At 61.4% G+C, this 19,568-nt stretch carries 20 protein-coding genes and 1 other RNA gene; 6 read left to right on the forward strand and 15 right to left on the reverse strand.

Features of this window, described 5'->3' with window-relative positions:
* Positions 1–41: 41 nt before the first annotated feature.
* The 5 genes from KJP30_RS03100 to KJP30_RS03120 form a co-directional block, all read right to left on the reverse strand.
* On the reverse strand, positions 42–278 hold the full coding sequence (locus KJP30_RS03100) for a hypothetical protein (RefSeq protein ID WP_218447539.1): 237 nt from the start codon (positions 276–278) through the stop codon (positions 42–44).
* A 235-nt stretch (positions 279–513) separates the two neighbouring features.
* Complete coding sequence (locus tag KJP30_RS03105; RefSeq protein ID WP_218447540.1) at positions 514–1,326, reverse strand: arginyltransferase; 813 nt, start codon at positions 1,324–1,326, stop codon at positions 514–516.
* Positions 1,327–1,490: 164 nt separating this feature from the next.
* The gene (locus KJP30_RS03110; RefSeq protein WP_224874276.1) at positions 1,491–1,934 is read right to left on the reverse strand and encodes an RDD family protein; all 444 of its coding nucleotides are present in this window, start codon (positions 1,932–1,934) and stop codon (positions 1,491–1,493) included.
* A gap of 58 nt (positions 1,935–1,992) precedes the next feature.
* On the reverse strand, positions 1,993–2,427 hold the full coding sequence (locus KJP30_RS03115; protein ID WP_218447541.1) for a DUF2852 domain-containing protein: 435 nt from the start codon (positions 2,425–2,427) through the stop codon (positions 1,993–1,995).
* A gap of 245 nt (positions 2,428–2,672) precedes the next feature.
* Entirely contained in the window at positions 2,673–3,140 is a 468-nt protein-coding gene (locus tag KJP30_RS03120; RefSeq protein WP_218447542.1) for a YbaK/EbsC family protein, read from the reverse strand.
* 95 nt (positions 3,141–3,235) lie between these two features.
* Here KJP30_RS03120 and KJP30_RS03125 point away from each other — a divergent pair, with 95 nt between their 5' ends.
* Together KJP30_RS03125 and KJP30_RS03130 are read left to right on the forward strand one after the other, a co-directional pair.
* Complete coding sequence (locus KJP30_RS03125; RefSeq protein WP_218447543.1) at positions 3,236–6,013, forward strand: [protein-PII] uridylyltransferase family protein; 2,778 nt, start codon at positions 3,236–3,238, stop codon at positions 6,011–6,013.
* Entirely contained in the window at positions 6,010–6,291 is a 282-nt protein-coding gene (locus KJP30_RS03130; RefSeq protein WP_218447544.1) for a hypothetical protein, read from the forward strand. Before KJP30_RS03125 ends, KJP30_RS03130 begins: the two co-directional genes overlap by 4 nt.
* A 46-nt stretch (positions 6,292–6,337) precedes the next feature.
* Here KJP30_RS03130 and KJP30_RS03135 read toward each other — a convergent pair whose 3' ends face one another.
* On the reverse strand, positions 6,338–6,982 hold the full coding sequence (locus tag KJP30_RS03135; RefSeq protein WP_218447545.1) for a bifunctional 4-hydroxy-2-oxoglutarate aldolase/2-dehydro-3-deoxy-phosphogluconate aldolase: 645 nt from the start codon (positions 6,980–6,982) through the stop codon (positions 6,338–6,340).
* Between the two features lie 54 nt (positions 6,983–7,036).
* A complete protein-coding gene (gene edd, locus KJP30_RS03140; protein WP_218447546.1) occupies positions 7,037–8,842 on the reverse strand; it encodes a phosphogluconate dehydratase in 1,806 nt (601 codons plus the stop codon).
* 167 nt (positions 8,843–9,009) lie between these two features.
* Here edd and KJP30_RS03145 point away from each other — a divergent pair, with 167 nt between their 5' ends.
* From KJP30_RS03145 to KJP30_RS03155, 3 genes are read left to right on the forward strand one after another with little or no spacing between them, the layout of a single operon-like run.
* Positions 9,010–10,218 carry an RSP_2647 family RNA methyltransferase gene (locus KJP30_RS03145; RefSeq protein ID WP_218447547.1) on the forward strand — a complete coding sequence of 403 codons (1,209 nt, stop codon included), beginning with the start codon at positions 9,010–9,012 and terminating at the stop codon, positions 10,216–10,218.
* Positions 10,215–10,757 (forward strand): RSP_2648 family PIN domain-containing protein, encoded by a 543-nt coding sequence (locus tag KJP30_RS03150; RefSeq protein WP_218447548.1) that lies wholly within the window; start codon positions 10,215–10,217, stop codon positions 10,755–10,757. Before KJP30_RS03145 ends, KJP30_RS03150 begins: the two co-directional genes overlap by 4 nt.
* Positions 10,758–10,802: 45 nt before the next feature.
* A complete protein-coding gene (locus KJP30_RS03155) occupies positions 10,803–11,912 on the forward strand; it encodes an ABC transporter ATP-binding protein (RefSeq protein WP_218447549.1) in 1,110 nt (369 codons plus the stop codon).
* Here KJP30_RS03155 and KJP30_RS03160 read toward each other — a convergent pair.
* The 6 genes from KJP30_RS03160 to chrA form a co-directional block, all read right to left on the reverse strand.
* Positions 11,909–12,145 (reverse strand): ribbon-helix-helix domain-containing protein, encoded by a 237-nt coding sequence (locus KJP30_RS03160; protein WP_218447550.1) that lies wholly within the window; start codon positions 12,143–12,145, stop codon positions 11,909–11,911. The two genes, KJP30_RS03155 and KJP30_RS03160, sit on opposite strands and share 4 nt — an antisense overlap.
* Entirely contained in the window at positions 12,142–12,315 is a 174-nt protein-coding gene (locus KJP30_RS03165; protein ID WP_218447551.1) for a DUF4169 family protein, read from the reverse strand. The genes KJP30_RS03160 and KJP30_RS03165 overlap by 4 nt, the downstream gene beginning before the upstream one ends.
* Positions 12,316–12,373: 58 nt before the next feature.
* A complete protein-coding gene (locus tag KJP30_RS03170) occupies positions 12,374–12,970 on the reverse strand; it encodes a protein-methionine-sulfoxide reductase heme-binding subunit MsrQ (protein WP_218447552.1) in 597 nt (198 codons plus the stop codon).
* Between the two features lie 184 nt (positions 12,971–13,154).
* On the reverse strand, positions 13,155–14,549 hold the full coding sequence (gene fumC / locus KJP30_RS03175) for a class II fumarate hydratase (RefSeq protein WP_218447553.1): 1,395 nt from the start codon (positions 14,547–14,549) through the stop codon (positions 13,155–13,157).
* A gap of 108 nt (positions 14,550–14,657) precedes the next feature.
* Entirely contained in the window at positions 14,658–15,125 is a 468-nt protein-coding gene (locus KJP30_RS03180; protein ID WP_218447554.1) for an SspB family protein, read from the reverse strand.
* A 64-nt stretch (positions 15,126–15,189) separates the two neighbouring features.
* Positions 15,190–16,437, reverse strand: a complete 1,248-nt coding sequence (gene chrA / locus KJP30_RS03185; RefSeq protein ID WP_218447555.1) for a chromate efflux transporter — start codon at positions 16,435–16,437, stop codon at positions 15,190–15,192.
* 165 nt (positions 16,438–16,602) lie between these two features.
* On the opposite strand from chrA, the gene KJP30_RS03190 reads away from it, so the two are divergent.
* Complete coding sequence (locus KJP30_RS03190; protein ID WP_218447556.1) at positions 16,603–18,246, forward strand: tryptophan halogenase family protein; 1,644 nt, start codon at positions 16,603–16,605, stop codon at positions 18,244–18,246.
* A 22-nt stretch (positions 18,247–18,268) separates the two neighbouring features.
* On the opposite strand, the gene ssrA is transcribed toward KJP30_RS03190, so the two are convergent.
* Together ssrA and KJP30_RS03200 are read right to left on the reverse strand one after the other, a co-directional pair.
* Positions 18,269–18,618: a transfer-messenger RNA gene (gene ssrA, locus KJP30_RS03195) on the reverse strand.
* A 57-nt stretch (positions 18,619–18,675) separates the two neighbouring features.
* Positions 18,676–19,566 (reverse strand): fatty acid desaturase, encoded by an 891-nt coding sequence (locus tag KJP30_RS03200; protein ID WP_343222733.1) that lies wholly within the window; start codon positions 19,564–19,566, stop codon positions 18,676–18,678.
* Positions 19,567–19,568: the final 2 nt, after the last annotated feature.

Below are 19,568 nucleotides of genomic sequence, written 5' to 3' on the forward strand. Positions count from 1 at the left end.
GTAGACAAAACAAAAACGCCCCGCATCAGTGGGGCGTTTTCTTATGAATCGTTGGTTTCAAAGACCGCTTGTTCCAGCTTCAGCAGTCGTTTTTCGACATCGGTCGCAAGGACAAAGGTGGAAGAAGCCACCGAGTCCTTAGGCGTATGGGCCAAGGCGTAGCCAAGATATTCGATCAGGGGCACCACGATATCCCGGAGGTAGGTGATCCGATCCTCTACGGCCATGCTGTCCGCGTCGGCGATGACTTCCGCCAGATAGTCTTGTGCAGATTTCATGATCGGATCGCTCCTGCTCAGGTTGTATTTTGACCACATGGTCAAATTAGCAGTTGGAACGATATAGTGGATTCGGCAACCACCACTTCTCGACGTAATCCCAAGGTGTTGCACCGAGAACAAAGGTATTGGCCCGACGGATTATTTCAACCCATCAGGTCAGTCGAATTTAGGGACACACAACCCTAGCGGTGCAGCGCTTGGTTCAGTCCGTTGTCACCTCCGGTCTGTCTGGTCAGGCGCGGGTGTCGGGAAAGGAAATATTGGCGACCTGTTCGGCAATGGGATCGGTCGACAACGGGTGCATTTCGGCCGAAAAATCATCGGCATTCTCAAGCCGTTCCCATTTACCCCGACGATAGATCTCCAGCGCGTTGAATTGCGCCTTGTAGCCCATCTTGTCGCTGCCGGGCACCCAATAGCCAAGGTAGACATAGGGCAAGCCAGCCTCTTTCGCGATCTGGATGTGGTCGAGAACCATCCATTTCCCAAGGGACTGCCGTGGCATGTCTGGTTCGTAGAAAGAATAGACCATGGACAGCCCGTCATCCAGCATGTCGGTCAGACATGTGGCGACAAGCCGGTCGCTCTCGCGATCAAAGTATTCGATCACGCGGCTGCGGATCGGTGTTTCTTCGATCATGGCCGCGAATTCGAAAACATCCATATCGGCCATGCCGCCATCAGCGTGGCGGGCATCCAGATAGCGGCGGAACAGATCGTACTGCTCTTCGGTGGCCCAAGGGCTGGTCGCGCGCCGTTCCAGATTCGCGTTGCGGTTCATCACCTTGCGCTGGTTTCTCGAAGGTTCGAACCGCCTCACGTCGATCCGCGCCGACAGACAAGCCGCGCAATCGGCACAAGAGGGGCGGTACAACACGTTCTGCGACCGACGGAACCCTTGCTTGGACAGAGAGTCGTTCAGCTTTTGCGCCGAGTCGCCCTGAAGGGCGGTAAACAGCTTCCGTTCCATCCGGTCTGCCAGATAGGGGCAGGGCTGGGGGGCGGTGACATAAAACTGAGGTGCAAGCGGCAGCGCGTGACGCATCAGGACGAAACCTTTCGGCAATTTAACGAAACGGTAACAACGATCCTGCCGCGCGCCAAGCCCCCCAAAGGCAGGAGGCCCCGCAATGGCGGAGCCTTTCCGATAACAGCGTAAACAAGCCGCGAGGCAGGAACAAATCCGTCCGTTTCAAGGCCTCTGTTGCCTCATGCGCGACGGTTGAGCGCTACCGTCCCCAGAACCATGTCATGCAGGCCCTGTCCGCGTTCGCTTAGAAACATCAACACGATAGAGGCCAGTTGAAGAATCACGGTGGTCGCAATCAGGGTGTAACCCAGCGTGTGAAGAAAAGCCTGACCGCCGTCGAACCGTTCGCCCCAGGCGTTACGGAACTCGATGTTCATAAAGCGCATCCCGGGCGTCGCAGAACGGCCCGCTATCGTCATCCAGCGATAAAGAAACCCGATCACAAGGAACAAAAGCGGGATCATGAACAACCCCACAATCGAAAATATGGCAATCGGCAGGGTAATCAGGGAAATCAGCAACGTGTCCAGCACCCATGCGACGCCGCGCTTGATCGTCACGCCGTCATAAAAAGCGGCCTGTCGGTCTGGATCGGGCAGGTGGGACATTGTCTCGGAATACATTTATTGCTCCTGGCAGAAAAGGGGGAAGGCGCCCCCGGAACAGGGGCGCCCGTCGTCATCAGGCGTTTTCGGTTTCGTCGGCCTCGGTCCGTGCGCGGCGTTCGCGTTCGTCCATGAACTGGTCGAATTCCGATTTATCCTTTGCTTCGCGCAGGCGCTCGAGGAACTGCTCAAAGGCGTCCTGTTCGGCCTCAAGGCGGCGCAGCGTGTCAGCCTTGTACGCGTCAAAGGCGCGGTTGCCCGAAGGTTTCATAGCGGCCCAGGCAGCCTTTCGGCCTTCGTGGTTACGGCCGGTGCGGCAGGATTTGCTGAACATACGTTTGCTCCAGATCATATAGGCGAGAAGGGCCAGCCCAACAGGCCAGAAGAAGATGAACCCAAGAACCATGGCCGCGATCCAGGCGCCTTTGCCTTTGTGATCCAGCCAAGCCTCGGCCCGCGCGAACCAGCCAGCATTGGCAGGAAGCGTGGATGTGTAAGCGGCGGTGGTCATGTCTCTCTCCGTTTGAATGTTTATGTGAATGCCTTTCACATTGAAGTAGATCGGAAGACAGAAGGGGTCTTTCAAGTGTCGATGTGAATGTTTTTTACATTTACACTGTGATCGATCGGCAAGCCACTGATAATAATATAAAAGGCGCGACCCCTCTTTGGGCGCGCCTTTTACTTTCCGGCATATTCGGTTGCGAATTTCGGTTGAAATGAGGGGTCTTCGCCCCCGGCTCCCAGAATCGCCGTCTACCTCGTGAAATCATCCACCACAGCGCCCGTCAGGGCCGGCAGGGCCCTGGGATCGATGGGAAAGACATGGCGCGGCGTTCCGGCAGCGGCCCAGACTTCGGAAAATTCCAACAGGCGCGGGTCGATCCACGCCCGGATCGGATTCAGATGACCGACGGGGGCAACGCCTCCGATGGCGAAACCGGTCTGCTCCCGGATCAGCGCCGCATCTGCCTTGCCCAAAGGTTCGCCCGCCAATCGGGTGGCTTTGTCGGAGCAGACCTGATTGCCGCCAGCGGTCAGGAAGAGCACCGCCTCACCGCTGGTTTCCGCACGAAAGATGATGGATTTGGCAATCTGGTCCAGTGTGCAACCGACGCTGTCAGCGGCCTCTTGAGCGGTCCGGGCCTGTCCGACTTCGCGGATCTCGGAGGACTGGCCCGCTTCTTCCAGCGCGGTGCGGACACGTTTCAGGCTTTTGCTCATCTCTGTTCCCCATAACTCTGCGCGGCAAACTGGGCCAATGTCGCACCGGCCGCAAGAGAGTTGCGCTTGCCCGCGAATGGTGGCCATCTGCCGTCATGACGCTGGAAGACCGCACCACCCGACTGCCGCATGCCTTTGAACCCGATCGGGGACGCGAGGCACTGGACGCCTGCCCATGGGCCACCGGCCAAACCGCCCAACTGATCGAAGGCACGGGCGGATCCAGCCCCTATTTGCGCGGGCTGTTGTTGCGCGAGGGCGGTTGGCTGGAAACCGCCGTCGATGATCCGGAAGCCGCGATTTCATCGGTTTATGAAAGCCTTGAACAGCATTCGCCCACCGAGATCGGCGCGGCACTGCGACAGGCCAAGCGCCGGATCGCCCTGTTAAGCGCCCTTTGCGATCTGGCCGGGGCATGGCCGTTGGAGCAAGTCACCGGCACACTCAGCGATTTTGCCGACTTGTCTGTCTCGCTGGCCCTGCGCGCGGCCATCACGCCCGAAGTGTCCCGCGGCAAGCTGCCCGGCGCGACCGAGGACGATATTGCCACAGCCGGAGGCATGGTTGCCTTGGCCATGGGCAAGATGGGGGCGGGGGAGTTGAACTACTCCTCGGATATCGACCTGATCTGCCTGTTTGATGAAACGCGCTATGACCCGTCCGATTACCACGAGGCGCGCGCCTCGCTGGTGCGGGCCACGCGCAAGATGGCGGCGACGCTGAACGACCTGACAGGCGAAGGCTATGTGTTCCGCACCGATCTGCGGCTGCGCCCGGACCCGGCGGTCACACCGGTCTGTATGGCGATGGAGGCGGCGGAACGCTATTACGAAAGCGTTGGCCGAACATGGGAGCGGGCAGCCTATATCAAGGCGCGCCCGGCGGCGGGCGATCTGGATGCCGGGGCACGTTTCCTCAAGACGCTGACGCCATTCGTCTGGCGCAAGCACCTTGATTTCGCGGCCATTCAGGACGCCCATGACATGCGCCTCAGGATCCGCGAACACAAAGGCTTTCACGGCAAGGTCGCCTTGCCGGGACATAATATGAAACTGGGACGTGGCGGTATCCGCGAGATCGAATTCTTTACCCAGACGCGTCAGTTGATTGCCGGCGGGCGCGACCCGGAACTGCGCGTGCGCGGCACGGTCGAAGGGCTGCATCGGCTGGCGGAAAAAGGCTGGATTCCGACCGAAGCGGCCGAAACACTGTCAGATCATTACCGCGCACACCGCGAGGTGGAACATCGCATCCAGATGATCGGCGACGCCCAGACACACGACCTTCCGAAATCGCCCGAAGGGATGCAGCGGCTGGCTTGCCTCATGGGGTCCGAGTTGAATGCGCTTGAAGCGGATCTGGTGGCCCGCCTGACCGAAGTCCACGAACTGACCGAAGGGTTCTTTGCTCCCGGTGCAGGCGCTTCGCCTCAGATCCCGGAAATTTTTGCCAACAGTCAGTTGCCCGCGCGCTGGGTCAACTACCCGTGTTTGCGGTCGGAACGTGCGGTCACGATCTTCGAGAGGCTCCAGCCCGAAATCCTGCGACGACTGAGCGAAACCGATCGCCCTGACGAAGCGCTGATGGCGTTTGACAGTTTCCTTGCGGGGCTGCCTGCGGGGGTGCAGCTGTTTTCCCTATTCGAGGCCAATCACCAGTTGATCGATCTGCTGGTCGACATCGTTGGCACCTCGCCTGATCTGGCCCGCTACCTCTCGCGCAACGCGAGCGTTTTTGACGCAGTGATCGCCGGGGATTTCTTTAGCGCGTGGCCCGGTGCAGATGCGCTGCGGCTGTCGTTGATGGATCAATTGGAACGGGCCGGGGATTACGAACACAAGCTGGACGCGGCCCGCCGATGGGCGAAAGACTGGCATTTTCGCATAGGGGTTCACCTGCTGCGCGGGCTGATGGGCCCCGAAGAGGCAGGCAAGGCCTATGCGGACCTTGCCGGGGCGGCGCTTGCGGCGGTCTTTCCACAGGTCCAGACCATGTTCGCTGAGAAACACGGCCCGCCTCCGGGCCGTGGTGCGGTCGTTCTGGGCATGGGGTCTCTGGGGTCGCGCCGACAACATGCCCGGTCGGATCTGGACGTGATCGTGATTTACGATGCCGAAGGCGTCGAGGCCTCGGAGGGACGCAAACCCTTGGCCAGCCGCACATACTACGCCCGCCTGACTCAGGCCTTGATCACCGCGATGAGCGCACCGATGGCGCAGGGGCGGCTTTATGAAATCGACATGCGGCTGCGTCCGTCGGGCAATCAGGGGCCGGTGGCGACGTCCTGGGCTTCTTTCCAAAGCTACCAGCGCGACGAAGCGTGGGTCTGGGAACACTTGGCGCTGACGCGCGCCCGCGTCGTGGCGGGTCCCGGCGATCTGGCCGCGGATGTCGAGGCATTGCGCCGCGAGGTCATCGGCACGCCCGGTGACCGGTCCGAGGTCTTGCAAGCTGTGGCCAAGATGCGCGCCCGCATCGCGGCGGCCAAGGCACCAGCAGGGCCTTTGGACGCCAAGATCGGCCCGGGGCGATTGCAGGATATCGAACTGTTTGCCCAGATGTGCGCGTTGATGGCAGGCCGGCCCGTTCGCGAAACGCCGCGCGCCCTGCGTTTGGCGGATTGGCTGGCCGAAGACGACCGCAAGGCATTGATCGAAGCCTACGAGCTGTTTTGGACCTTGCAGATCGGTGCCCGACTGGTCAGCGAAGAGGCGCTGGATCCGGAAAAACTGGGTTCGGGGGGCTGTGGTTTCCTGTTGAGGCTGATCGGTGCGGCGTGCATGGACACGTTGCGGTCGCAACTGGAAGCGCAGGCCGGGCGCGCTGAGGCGATCATCGACAAGGTATTGCCCGAACCGGAGGAAGAGACATGAAACACGGTGATCCGATGGACCCGAAGGGCTTGATTGCCGACGCCTATGACATGCCGGAACTGACGATCGGGGAATGCCGTTCGATCTTTCTGGACTGGGCCTTGTCGGCCCCCGATGGCGAGGACATGCAGGTTATGTTGGGGGCGCTTTTGTCCCGCTATGGCGAAGGTAAGACGCATCCGATGACCGAGGTGCTTCGGGAAGGTCTTGAAAAGGCGCAGGCCCCACGTCGGCGCGGCGGGTGGAAATCGCGGCCACGGAACACGAACCTCAACTGAATTTCCCCGCCCGCGGAAGTCCGGAGCGGGGAAACGTGGCGGGGTTTCAGGTCCGGGGCAGGGCGGCCGCAGCGCGGGCCAGCTCCTCGATCCGGGCCCAATCGCCTGCCAGTACCGCGTCTTTGGGGGCAACCCAGCTGCCGCCGACACAGAGCGTGTTCGACAGCGCAAGATAGTCGGGCGCGTTATGGGGGCTGACGCCGCCTGTGGGGCAGAAGCGGACCTGCGGAATCGGTGCACCAATGGATTTCAACGCGGGCACACCGCCATTGGCCTCGGCGGGAAAGAATTTCTGCACGGTATAGCCGCGTTCCAGCAGGCGCATCGCCTCGGAGGAGGTCGCAGCCCCCGGCAGCAGTGGCAGGTCTGCGGCCTCGCAAGCGTCCAGCAGTTTATCGGTTGCTCCGGGCGAAACACCGAATTTCGCACCGGCTGCCACGGCGGCCTCGACATCCGCCGGGGTCAGCAAGGTGCCGGCACCCACAACCCCACCGTCGACCTTGGCCATCTCGCGGATCACGTCCAGTGCAACAGGCGTGCGCAGGGTCACTTCGAGAACCGGTAGACCACCGGCAACCAGCGCCTCGGCCAGAGGGCGGGCATGGGCGACGTCATCGACCACCAGAACCGGAATGACGGGGGCAAGGCGGCAGAGCGCCTCGTTGCTTGTGCTGGCGTCCTGGGGAGTCATGGATGGGGTCTCGCTTTGTATAGATCGTAAGTTTTGCTCGGGGCAGAATCGGCGTCACACCACCACGGCGGCACCGTTGGAGGCAAGGCCGACATTCTGGCGGAAGGCTTCGAACAGTTCGCGCCCGACGCCGTGGCCGTTCCCGGTCAGGTCGGCAGTGACGGGATCACGGCTGTCGAAATCCGCCGCAAGGGTTTCAATCGTACCGTTGACCGCATCCACGCGCACCACGTCACCATCGCGCAGGCGCGCCAGCGGCCCACCGTTCGCCGCCTCGGGTGAAATATGGATCGCGGCGGGCACCTTGCCCGAGGCACCGGACATGCGCCCATCGGTGACCAGCGCCACCTTTAGACCGCGATCCTGAAGGACCGCCAGCGTCGGCAGCAAACCGTGCAGCTCTGGCATCCCGTTGGACTTCGGCCCCTGAAAACGCACCACAACAACGGTGTCCGAGGTGAACTCGCCCGCCTTGAAGGCGGTCTTTACGCTTTCCTGATCGTGGAAAATCCGCGCCGGTGCCTCGATCACATGGCGTTCGGGGGCGACAGCGGAAACCTTGATCATGCCGTGGCCAAGGTTGCCGTAGAGCTGTTTCAAGCCGCCGGTCGACTGAAAGGGATCGCGCGCGGGACGCAGGATCTTGTCATTCTGGCTTTCACGCGGACCGTCGCGATAGGTGACTTCGCCGTCTGTCAAAACCGGTTCGCGGGTGTAAAGTGACAGACCATCGCCAGCGACGGTCTTTACCTCGTCATGCAGAAGGCCCGCATCCAGCAGATCCCCGATCATGTATTGCAGCCCGCCCGCCGCGTGGAAATGGTTCACATCCGCAAGGCCGTTTGGATACACCTTGGCCATCAGCGGCGTGACCGAACTGATCTCGTCGAAATCTTCCAGTTCCAGCACGACACCGGCGGCGCGGGCCATGGCAGGCAGGTGCAGCACGAGGTTGGTAGAGCCGCCCGTCGCCATCAGGCCGACGATCCCGTTCACAAAAGCCTTGGCGTCCAGAACGTCGCAGACAGGACGATAGGCATTGCCCAGTTGGGTGATCGACAACGCATGTTTTGCCGCTTCGGCGGTCAGTGCTTCGCGCAGCGGAGTGCCCGGGTTGATAAAGCTGGTGCCCGGCAGGTGCAGGCCCATGAACTCCATCAGCATCTGGTTGGAATTGGCGGTGCCGTAGAAGGTACAGGTGCCCGGCCCGTGGTACGAGGCCATCTCGGCCTCCATCAGCTTGTCGCGCCCGACTTCGCCGGTGGCGAATTGCTGACGTACCTTGGCTTTCTGGTCATTGGGCAGACCGCTGGTCATGGGACCGGCGGGAATGAACAGGCCCGGCAAATACCCAAAGGTGGCTGCCGCGATAACCAGCCCCGGCACGATCTTGTCGCAGACGCCCAGATAGACCGCCGCGTCGAAGGTATTGTGCGACAGCGCCACACCGGCGGCCAGCGCGATCACATCGCGTGAAAACAGCGACAATTCCATGCCGACCTGGCCCTGGGTCACGCCGTCACACATGGCGGGCACGCCACCGGCCACCTGCGCGGTGCCGCCAGCGGCGCGGGCTGCACGACGGATCACCTCGGGGTAGGTTTCGAACGGCTGGTGGGCGGACAGCATGTCATTGTAAGCGGTGACAATGCCAAGGTTCGGCGCGCGCCCTTCGGCAAGCGCCCCCTTGTCCGCGCCCATGGCAGCATAGGCATGGGCCTGATTTCCGCAGGTTAGATGCGCCCGCCGGGGACCTTCTTCTGCGGCGCGACGCATCCGGTCCAGATAGGTGGCACGCAATGTTTCAGAGCGGGCTTCGATACGGGCAGTGACTCGGGCGATCGTGGCGTCAAGCGGCATTCGTGTCTCCCTTCGGGATCGGCTATGGCCTGGCTTTGGCCGTTCCATGCGGTTGCGCGTTGCATACGATAGTTAGCGCTAACGGTAAAGGCCCGATTGTGGCGGCCCGCTGCTGCGGCTATGTGGGGACGCTTCCGCACTCCGTGTTTTCCAGCTAAGCGAAACCCATGATGGATTCCAATACCCCAACGGCCCGCGCCGTACTGCGCATGAAACCCAAGGCGAACGCCCGCGCTATCCGGCGTGGTGCGCCGTGGGTCTTTGACAATGAACTGGTTCTCGACCGGCGGACCAAGGGGCTGGCCCCCGGCAGCATCGCGACGCTGGAAGATGGCGAACGCAAACCGCTGGCGACCGTCGCGGTGAACCCCGGATCGCGGATCGTGGCCCGGGTGCTGGACCGTGACGCCGATGCCCGGATCGACGGAGCATGGTTCACCAAACGTCTGCGCAAGGCGCTTTCGCTGCGCGAGGCCGTCTATGATGCGCCGTTTTATCGGCTGGTTCACGCCGAGGGTGATGGACTGCCCGGGCTGGTGATCGACCGGTTTGGCGACACCTGCGTGGTTCAACCCAATGCCGCATGGGCCGAGGCGCATCTGGACCTTCTGACACAGGCTCTTGTCGATGTGACAGGCGTTGCCAATGTGCTGAAGAACGCCGGCGGGCGCGGGCGCGCGCTGGAGGGGCTGGACGATGTAGATGCCGTCCTGCGCGGCGCGGCACCCGAAGGGGCGCTGCCCGTTGTCATGAACGGTGCCACCTACATGGCGGACCTGACCGGGGGCCAGAAAACCGGGCTGTTCTTTGACCAACGGGATAACCACGGGTTTGTCGCCCGGCTGGCCAAAGACCGCTCGGTTCTGGACGTGTTTTCCCATGTCGGCGGCTTTGCCCTGGCGGCCTTGGCCGGAGGGGCCTCCAACGCGCTGGCGGTCGATGGTTCGGCTCCCGCACTGACCCTGGCCGAAGAAGGTGCCGCGCGCATGGGCGCCGCGGAACGTTTTGCCACGCGCCAAGGCGACGCTTTTGACACGCTGGATGCGCTTGCGACGGAAAACGCGGCCTTCGATCTAGTGGTTTGCGACCCGCCTGCCTTTGCGCCCAACAAACCCGCGTTGGAAAAGGGATTGCGCGCCTATGAACGTGTCGCACGGCTTGCCGCGCCGCTGGTGCAGACCGATGGCTTCCTTGCGCTCTGCTCTTGTTCTCATGCCGCGGACCTGAACGCCTTCACGGGGGCTTGCCTGCGTGGCATCGGGCGTTCTGGACGACGGGCGCAACTGATACACACCGGGTATGCCGGGCCGGATCACCCCCTGTTGCCGCAACTGGCCGAGTCAGGCTACCTCAAGGCTCTGGTCTTTCGCCTGTGAAGGTTCTGCTGGACACCTGCGTTCTGTACCCGACGGTTATGCGCGAGGTGCTGCTGGGGGCGGCGCGGGCGGGGTTTTACACACCGCTCTGGTCCGCCCGTATCCTCGAAGAATGGGCCCGCGCCGCCCGCAAGATCGGCCCCGGCGGCGAGGAACAGGCACGCGGAGAAATCGCGCTGACCCGCGCCGCGTGGCCTGCCGCCGAGGTGACATGCAAGCCTTCGCTAGAGGCGCGGCTTTGGCTGCCTGATCCCAACGACCTGCATGTGCTGGCCGCCGCCATTGCCGGGAATGCCGATGTGATCGTCACCATGAACGCCGGGGATTTCCCGCGCGGCACCCTTGCCGAAGAGGGCCTGTCCCGTGCCGATCCCGACGGGTTTCTGCTGGGGTTCTACCAGAGCCGCCCAGAGGTCATGGCAGAGGTCGCCGACAAGGTTCGCGCCAAGGCCGAAACGCTGTCCGGCGCCCCATGGAGCGTGCGGAACCTGTTGAAAAAGGCCCGCCTGCCGCGTCTGGGAAAGGCGCTGGCCACCTGACCTTGCAGGGCGGGGGCGGGCGCTTTATCTGTCGCAGGAAACCCGATGAATTCCGTCGGACACCACGAAGGACGATCCGTGCAACCACCCCGCCTTGAAATCCGTGACATCATTCGACGCTACGACGGCAAGCCGGTGGTCAACAATGTCTCTCTGGCGATCCAACCCGGCCGGGTGACCTGCCTGCTGGGGCCGTCCGGTTGCGGCAAATCCACCACCCTGCGGATCATCGCCGGGGTCGAGATGCAGGATTCCGGCACGATCCATATCGATGGCAAACTGATCTGCGACACGGTCTATCGTGTGCCGCCGGAACGTCGGTCGGTTGGGTTGATGTTTCAGGATTTTGCCCTGTTCCCGCACCTCAGTGTCGGCGAAAACGTTGCCTTTGGCCTGAAAGGCCCCGGCGCCGAAAAGAAAGACCGCGCGCGGGAATATCTCGAACGGGTCGGGCTCGCGGGTTACATCGACGATTATCCCCACCAATTGTCCGGCGGCGAACAACAACGCGTGGCACTCGCGCGGGCACTGGCCCCCAAGCCGCGCCTCATGCTCATGGACGAACCGTTTTCGGGGTTGGACAACCGCCTGCGCGACGGCATCCGGGACGAAACTCTGGAACTTCTGAAAGAGGAAGGCACATCGGTTCTGCTCGTCACGCACGAACCCGAAGAGGCCATGCGCATGGCCGATGAAATTGCCCTGATGCGCAAGGGCAATATCGTCCAGCTTGGCGCACCTTACAACGTCTATAACGCGCCCGTAGATCGTGAGGCTGTCGCCTTTTTCAGCGATATCAATACGCTGCGGGGCAAAGTTCAGGGCGCGCTGGTCGCCACCCCCTTTGGCCAGTTCCTCGCCCCGGGTTATGCCGATGGCACAGAGGTCGAGATCGTGTTCCGCCCGCAGCACGTCAGCATTGATTTCGACCGCGCCGGCAAGGGGCCAAGCCCCTCGGCCAAGACCGGCGCTCCGGCGCGCGGCGTGGTCCAGCGTGCGCGCTTCATGGGGTCGGAAAGCCTTGTCGAATTCCGAATGGATCACGACGGCGAGAAACTGCGCGCCACGGTGCCCAATGTCTTTCTGCCCAAACCGGGCACGCCGATGTGGCTCAGCATCCGCCGCGACCGCTGTTTCGTTTTCCCGGCCAGCTAGAAAGACCCTGCGTCCCGGGCGGACAGCGCCTCTTGCAGCACATACACGCGGATGGAAGAGGCCAACCCCACCTCCGGATCGCGCGTTACGTCAATTTCGCTGGCCAGCGCATTGATTGTCATGCCTTTTTCTCGCGCGATCCGTCGAAATTCGCGCCAGAACACATCCTCCAGAGACACCGAGGTACGGTGCCCTTTCAAGGTCAAAGAATGTTTGACCGGACGGCCGCTCATTCGAGTTCGTGGCCGTCAAGATCCCGCCGAGCCTTGTCGGCTTTTGCCTTGGTCAACTCTTTTTCGGCCTTGCTCTGACCATGGCGCAAGGCGTTTTGCGCGCCTTCCCGACGCTTGTCGGTGCGGGCCTTCTGTTTGCGAAAACGGTTGAGATTCACGATCTGGGACATGCCATGATGATGCCCCGCCCAAGGGGGCAAGGCCAAGGGGTTTCTGCATATCCGGCGATCAGGCAGCCGCCTGCCCGCGGGGCCGCAAATACCAGTACCATACCCGATAGGCCTCCAGTGCGATCAAAGGCCCGAAATGCACCAGCGCCGCCGCAGGATGCCCCCAGTCGTGCAGCGCCGCCCAATGAACAAGGGTCAGGGCCGCCGCCGGATAGGTCCAGCGTTGCAGTGCCTTCCATGCCGGACCCATTTTTCGGACGAAATAATCCATAGAGGTCACCGCAAGCGGAATAAAAATCACAAAGGCCAGCCATCCCGTCCAGATGTAAAGCCGCGGCAAGTCGGTCAGGACACGGTCCAGAACGGCCTTGTCGATCAAATAAAACACCGTGTGTGCCAGAGCATAGACAAAGGCCGCCACACCGAAATACCGCCGGTTCCGTTTCAGCCAGCGCGGCCCACGCCAACCTTTGAAAACCAGCATCAGGGGCGATGCCAACATGGCAACAATCATGAACCGTGCGGCGAACTCGCCGGTCGGATGCACAAGGATGTGATAGATGGATGGGTTCGTGCTGCCCACCAATTCAAAGGCCATACCGAAACCGGGCAGGGCAAGGACAAGCCACAACCAATAGGGAGACAGGCGGGACATGGGACTCTCCGTCGAAATTGCTCCCCTCTGATACGCCGCCATCGCAACATCACGTCGCTGGACATGAAAAAAACGCGCCCCGTTACAGAGCGCGTTCCATGTTTCTTCTGTCCAAAAATATCCCGGGGAGCGCGAGGGGCTGGCCCCTCGCATTTTTTGTGCCGCGCCTGTGGCGCGAGAAACCTCAGCCCTTGGGGCCGATCATCTGCTCGGGGCGGACCACGGCGTCAAAAGTCTCGGCATCCACGAATCCAAGGGCAATGGCCTCTTCCTTCAGCGTGGTGCCGTTCTTATGCGCGGTCTTGGCAACCTTGGTGGCATTGTCATAGCCAATGGTCGGTGCCAGCGCGGTCACAAGCATCAGCGATTCCTGCATCAGTTTCTGGATGCGAGGCTTGTTTGCCTCGATGCCCAGCAGCATCCGCTCGGTAAAGCTGTCGGCCACGTCGCCCAGCAACTGCATGCTTTGCAGCAGGTTGTAGCTCATCATCGGGTTGTAGACGTTCAGTTCGAAATGGCCCTGGCTGCCGGCGAATTTCATCGCGGCGTCATTGCCCATCACATGGGCGGCCACCTGGGTCATGGCCTCTGCCTGCGTCGGGTTTACCTTGCCCGGCATGATGGATGAGCCGGGCTCGTTTTCCGGCAGGATCAGTTCGCCCAGACCTGACCGCGGGCCGGAACCCAGAAAACGGATGTCATTGGCGATCTTGTACATGCTGCCCGCCACCGTAGCGAGCGCACCGGACATAAAGACCATGGCATCATGCGCCGAAAGCGCCTCGAACTTGTTGGGCGCGGTGACGAAGGGCAGGCCGGTGATCTCTGCCATGTTGGCGGCAACGGCCTTGTCCCAGCCCACCTGCGTGTTCAGCCCGGTGCCGACGGCAGTACCGCCCTGCGCCAGTTCATAGATACCGGGCAGCGCCGCTTCGATCCGGGTGATGCCCTGCCGGATCATATGCGCATAGCCGGAAAACTCCTGACCAAGGGTCAGCGGCGTTGCGTCCTGCGTGTGGGTGCGGCCGATCTTGATGATGTCCTTGAACTCTTCAGCCTTCTGCTCCAGCCCAGCCAAAAGCTTGTTCAACCCCGGCAGCAACACGTCGCGCACGGTCATTGCGGCGGCGATATGCATGGCCGTGGGGAAGGTGTCGTTGGACGACTGGCCCATGTTGCAGTGATCGTTCGGGTGCACCGGATCCTTGGAACCGATCACGCCGCCGAGGATTTCGATCGCACGGTTGGCGATCACCTCGTTCGAGTTCATGTTCGACTGGGTGCCGGACCCGGTCTGCCAGACCACCAGCGGAAAGTTGTCGTCGAACTTGCCGTCGACCACTTCGCCAGCCGCTTCGATGATCGCATCGGCGATCCGGGCCTCAAGGTTGCCGGTCGCCTTGTTCTGCATGGCGCAGGCCTTCTTGATCACGCCAAGCGCGCGCACGATGGCCACAGGCTGTTTTTCCCAACCGATCGGGAAGTTCATGATCGAACGTTGGGTCTGGGCGCCCCAATACTTGTCGGCGGGAACTTCGAGCGGGCCGAAGCTGTCGGATTCGGTGCGGGTCGCGGTCATGGCATGCCTCCTTCACGAGTTGCCTTCTCATACCCCAGAAGCGGCGAAAGACAAGGCGGCATACCACGGGATACCGTTAACATGCGTCAGAATGCCAAGGCTGCGGTGTTATTTCCGGAACCGATCCAGACTGACGACCTCTGCATCGTGATGCACCTCTTCTTCCGGACCGTCGGGACCGGGGCCTTCGGGCGGGGTCGGATCGTCGTCTTCTTCGTCTTCATCCTGGGATTCAAACCGCAGGCCGAATTCGACCGAAGGATCGACAAAGGTTTTGATCGCGTCATAGGGAATATACAGACGCTCCGGCGCATCACCAAAGTTCAGCGTGACCGCGAAACCATCGTCACCCACGTCCAGATCGTCATACCAATGCTGCATGACGACGGTCATTTCCTCGGGATAGCGGTCGGACAGCCAATCGGCCAGTTCCGCATCGGGATGGCCGGTGTCGAAGGTGATGAAGAAATGATGCTCTCCGGGCAGCCCGTCACGCTGCACGTCCTCCAGTACCTGCTGGATCAACCCGCGCATGGCGCGGTGCATGAGCTTGCCGTAATCAATGCCTTCGGACATATTGGGATCCTTCTGCGCGTAGCCTCAGCATATTGCTTTTGACGTGGAACGAAAGGGGCGATTGTCAGAGTTGTGACAGGCCCCAGCCCAACGCCGCACAAAGTGCCAGTGTCACCGGAATGCCGCGCCGCCCGGCAAAGATCAACAGTGCCGCCAGCCCGATCAGAGGCAGCACCTGCCAACGCAGTGACCCGAGGACCGGCAGGTCCAGCGACAGAGGCCCGACAGTAACCGGCAACAGCTTGGCAAACAGCACGTGCAGCGCGAACCACAGGGACAGGTTCAGAATCACGCCGACCACCGCAGCGGTGATTCCGGACAGGGCCGATTGCAGGCGCGGGCGCGCCAGCAGGTTTTCGACGTAAGGTGCCCCGGCAAAAATCCACAAGAAGCAAGGCACGAAGGTCATCCACAATGTCAGAGCACCGGCCGCGATGGCCAGACCCGGCCCGCCTTGCACGTGTCCGGTCAGCTGGCCCACGAATTGCGTCACTAGGATCAGCGGGCCGGGGGTGGTTTCCGCAAGCCCCAATGCATCGACCATCTGTGCCGCATCCAGCCAGCCACGGGTTTCGACCACCTCTTGTGCCATGTAGGCCAGTACCGCGTAGGCTCCGCCGAATGTCACGACCGCCAGCTTGGCGAAAAAGGCCGCAAGGTCGAACAACAGGGTCTGACCGGTGATCCACAATAGCGGCAAGGGCAGCAACCAGAGCACCGCCCAAAGGATGATCGTAACCGGAGAGGTCCGCCGCCTGTCCGGTTCCGGTGGCGGTGCTTCGCTGCCCTGCGCGCGCAGGGCGCCCCAAAGCGCAGCAAGCGCGATGATCAACGGGAAGGGCAGACCCAGAGCGTAGATCCCAAGAAAGGACAATCCGGCCACAATGTATTCGCCGCGGCCCTTCAGCGCTTTTTGCGAAAGCTTTACCAAAGCCTGCGCCACGATCACCACGACACAGGCCTTGACCCCCATCAACAGGGCCTCTGTTTCGGGACGGGCGCCGAATTGTGCATATAGCAGCGCCAGCACCATGATCACCAACGCACCGGGCAGAACGAACAAACCGCCCGCGATCAGACCGCCCGGTACCCCGCGCAGACGCCACCCGGTGTAGGTGGCCAGTTGCATCGCCTCGGGACCGGGCAGCAACATGCAGAAACTCAGCGCCCGCAGGAATTGCTGCTCGGTCAGCCATGGCCGCTCTTCGACCAGTTCGCGGTGCATCAACGCGATCTGCGCAGCAGGACCACCGAAAGAAAGCAGACCGATCCGCCCGAAAACACGGATCAATTCGCCGATGCTTGCCGTCATGATCCGCCCACCTTTGTCGCCCGTCACGCAGGCGTTCCGTTGTCGGTGTCATAGCCAGTCCGCATCGGACGGTACAGGCCCGCAGGCCGCAAAGAACCGCGCCAGGGACTTGCTTGCCGTTGGGTCACCTGTAACACTGATGCAAAACCCGGGGGACAGCACGACATGCCGGATTTCATCACCAAGGTCACCATCGTTGGCGGCGGCACGGCAGGCTGGATGTCGGCGCTGATCCTGTCCTCTCTGCTGAGCCGAAACCCTGAAACCGGCGAAAAGATCGAAATCACGCTGATCGAGTCCCCGGATATTCCCACTGTCGGCGTTGGCGAGGCCACGGTGCCGGGCATGCCGCGCACCCTGCGCGAGGCCGGAATCTCAGAAGAGCGGTTTATGAAAACCTGCAACGCCTCGTTCAAGCTGGGCGTGATGTTCGACAACTGGAACCAGCACCCTGACGGCACGCCGATCCGATTTGCCACGCCCTTCGAACGTCCGCCGACGATCCGGGGCGTCGACATGGCCCGCTATTTCCTGCGCTACGGGGCAGGTGACCTTGAATATCTGCACCTTGTCGCGCCCAGCCTCGACCTGCGCGAACGGATGCGCGGGCCGAGGCCGTTCCGTGCTTCGGAATACAACAACGATGTCGGTTTCGCCTATCACCTCGACGCAGGGCTTTTCGCAAAGATGATGCAAGAGGCCTGTACCGAACGGGGCGTCATTCACGTGATGGACAACCTCCGCAATGTGGAACTGAACGAGGACGGATTTGTTGCCGCGCTGCATCTGGAAAAGACCGGGCGGCAAGAGGTGGAACTGGTGCTTGATTGCACAGGATTCCGCGGCCTCATCATCAATCAGGCCCTAGGAGGGGAATTCGTCAGCTATTCCAAGTACCTTGCCAATGATCGCGCCATGGCGGTGCAGGTCCAGCATCCGAACCACCTGATCGAACCGATGACCCGGTCCACGGCCTTGGGCGCCGGTTGGACGTGGCGGGTGCCGCTGTATAACCGGATCGGCACCGGATATGTCTATTCCAGTGCCCATCGCACCGACGAAGAAGCACGCGCCGAATTCCTTGAATGGCTGGGACCGTTGGGCAAAGGGGCCGAACCGCGTGTGATCCCCATGCGGATCGGCCGCAACAAAGAGCAATGGGTCAAGAACTGTGTTGCGGTCGGCCTGTCGTCGGGGTTCATCGAACCTCTGGAATCCACCGCGATCCACATGATCGAGATGACGGCCCGGATGCTGGCGACCTACTTCCCGGACAAAAGCTATGACCCCGCCCTGCGCGGGCGTTTCAACAAGCAGATGCGCAAGATGTACGACGAAGTACGCGATTTCATCTGTTTTCACTATGCTCTGGGAAACCGGACGGACAGCCCATACTGGATCGATGCCCGCGAGGCTCTGGAAACGCCCGACAGCCTTGCCGAGAACCTCGACCTATGGCGGCACGTTCTGCCAGGCCCCTATGATCTGGAGTTCTCAAGCCTGTTTTCGCATTACCTTTATCAGGCCGTTCTGGTTGGCAAACGGGTCTATGAAACCGACTATGCCGCCCCGAATTTCAATCGGGGTATCGAACTGGATGAAAATGCATGGTGGGATTACGTCGCCCAGATGCGCGCGCGGTTTGACGGTTTCATTGAACGTGCCGCCGATCACCGCCTGTTGCTTCGGGACATGCGGGGCGATCTGACCCGGCGCGAGATCCGGCACATCGAGCGCGGCGAACTGGATCCCGCAACGCTCTACGCCGGAGCGCAGACGCAACCAGCCAGCGCCAGCAGCCTGCTATAATGGTATCTGGTAATTGATTGAAAGTGCAGGCTTCTGTTGCCAGGTGCCTGCGAACCCCGCCTTACGCTGCTAGGCGCAAGGGCTTAGATTTCGGTATTTCTAACTGCTTACGCAGCCAGAGCAACCGGAGCACGATTGTTGTTGGCAATTGTACTTAGCGAACCGATAACGGTGGTATCTCACCGGGACAAAGCTACATCTTTACGCGTTCGTCGATCCTGTTTCGGCCCCATGATCCCCCAACAAAGGATATATGGTGGAGCCGCCGGGTACCGCCCCCGGGTCCGATCCGTTTATTACATGCGCGTTTATGCCCATAGTTCCCGAGGGAACGAACCGAATATAGGCAGTTGTTCGGCCATTGCAAAGAGGCAGTTCACCGTCTGCGGGCCATCGGGCCCAGATTTTTTGTTCTCGCGTGGCGAAAATTCAGCTGAGCCGCCGAAGATAGCGCGTGGTGAACCGGCGATACCCGCGTTCCGTTTCTTTCAGATGGGGTGAAAGATAACGGTGCAATTCGGGCAGTTTGTGGAACGGTACAGTCGGAAAACTGTGGTGTTCCGCATGATAGGGCATGTTCCACGCCAGCCACCGGATGATCCGGTTGGTAAAGGTCGTGCGCGTGTTTTCCAACATGTTCGCCACGTAGGGGCAAAACCCATGTTCGGCCAAAAGATACAGTCGCAAAAAGGGTTGCCCCAGCGCCATCGGAATCAGCCAGACCCAAAGCAAAAACGCACTGCCGCTGGCAAGGCTCGCCAAACTTGCGATCGCGTAGATGGCCAACATGATACGCGCTTCACGCCGGACATCCGCGCGACGGGCCTTTGGCACAAAACCATCAGTGCATCTGTAAAAGGCATTGAGGATGACACCTCGCAGCGATGCGATCCAGACCGGCACCCCGGAGACGTGCAAAACCCATTGCGGCAAGGTCTCGGGCTTGGCGCTGGCCAGTTCCGGATCGCGTTTCGGATCTTGGGTGTAGCGATGATGGGCGAAATGGAACCAACGAAACCAGACCGGCGGCAAAAACAGGACCAGGCCACAAAAAGCGCCGGCCCAACGGTTCAGCCATGTGGTTCGGAACGGCGTATCATGCACGGTCTCATGCAGCAGCGTGAACAGAAAGACCAACAACACTCCCTGCGGAAGCAACAAAAGGGGCCACCCCGGAACACCGATCGCGATCAGGCCACCAAGCGTCAGGATGCCCCCCAGATGCCCGGCCAAATGCCACAAGCCCGGAGCATCGCTGCGCTCTGTCAGCGCGGAACGCGCTTGTGGCGAGAGCGCCGACAGGGCCTCACGATGGTCCACCG

The organism is Antarctobacter sediminis (genome assembly GCF_019218285.1).
In the GTDB taxonomy this organism is placed as follows: Bacteria; Pseudomonadota; Alphaproteobacteria; order Rhodobacterales; family Rhodobacteraceae; genus Antarctobacter; species Antarctobacter sediminis.

Coding starts and splice junctions, on each gene's coding strand:
- KJP30_RS03130 (WP_218447544.1), top strand. CDS start 6,010: ATGAAACACGGTGATCCGATGGACCCGAAGGGCTTGATTGCCGACGCC.
- edd (WP_218447546.1), bottom strand. CDS start 8,842: ATGCCGCTTGACGCCACGATCGCCCGAGTCACTGCCCGTATCGAAGCC.
- chrA (WP_218447555.1), bottom strand. CDS start 16,437: ATGACGGCAAGCATCGGCGAATTGATCCGTGTTTTCGGGCGGATCGGT.
- KJP30_RS03170 (WP_218447552.1), bottom strand. CDS start 12,970: ATGTCCCGCCTGTCTCCCTATTGGTTGTGGCTTGTCCTTGCCCTGCCC.
- KJP30_RS03165 (WP_218447551.1), bottom strand. CDS start 12,315: ATGTCCCAGATCGTGAATCTCAACCGTTTTCGCAAACAGAAGGCCCGC.
- KJP30_RS03155 (WP_218447549.1), top strand. CDS start 10,803: ATGAATTCCGTCGGACACCACGAAGGACGATCCGTGCAACCACCCCGC.
- KJP30_RS03110 (WP_224874276.1), bottom strand. CDS start 1,934: ATGTATTCCGAGACAATGTCCCACCTGCCCGATCCAGACCGACAGGCC.
- KJP30_RS03105 (WP_218447540.1), bottom strand. CDS start 1,326: ATGCGTCACGCGCTGCCGCTTGCACCTCAGTTTTATGTCACCGCCCCC.
- KJP30_RS03160 (WP_218447550.1), bottom strand. CDS start 12,145: ATGAGCGGCCGTCCGGTCAAACATTCTTTGACCTTGAAAGGGCACCGT.
- fumC (WP_218447553.1), bottom strand. CDS start 14,549: ATGACCGCGACCCGCACCGAATCCGACAGCTTCGGCCCGCTCGAAGTT.
- KJP30_RS03180 (WP_218447554.1), bottom strand. CDS start 15,125: ATGTCCGAAGGCATTGATTACGGCAAGCTCATGCACCGCGCCATGCGC.
- KJP30_RS03120 (WP_218447542.1), bottom strand. CDS start 3,140: ATGAGCAAAAGCCTGAAACGTGTCCGCACCGCGCTGGAAGAAGCGGGC.
- KJP30_RS03145 (WP_218447547.1), top strand. CDS start 9,010: ATGATGGATTCCAATACCCCAACGGCCCGCGCCGTACTGCGCATGAAA.
- KJP30_RS03100 (WP_218447539.1), bottom strand. CDS start 278: ATGAAATCTGCACAAGACTATCTGGCGGAAGTCATCGCCGACGCGGAC.
- KJP30_RS03125 (WP_218447543.1), top strand. CDS start 3,236: ATGACGCTGGAAGACCGCACCACCCGACTGCCGCATGCCTTTGAACCC.
- KJP30_RS03115 (WP_218447541.1), bottom strand. CDS start 2,427: ATGACCACCGCCGCTTACACATCCACGCTTCCTGCCAATGCTGGCTGG.
- KJP30_RS03135 (WP_218447545.1), bottom strand. CDS start 6,982: ATGACTCCCCAGGACGCCAGCACAAGCAACGAGGCGCTCTGCCGCCTT.
- KJP30_RS03190 (WP_218447556.1), top strand. CDS start 16,603: ATGCCGGATTTCATCACCAAGGTCACCATCGTTGGCGGCGGCACGGCA.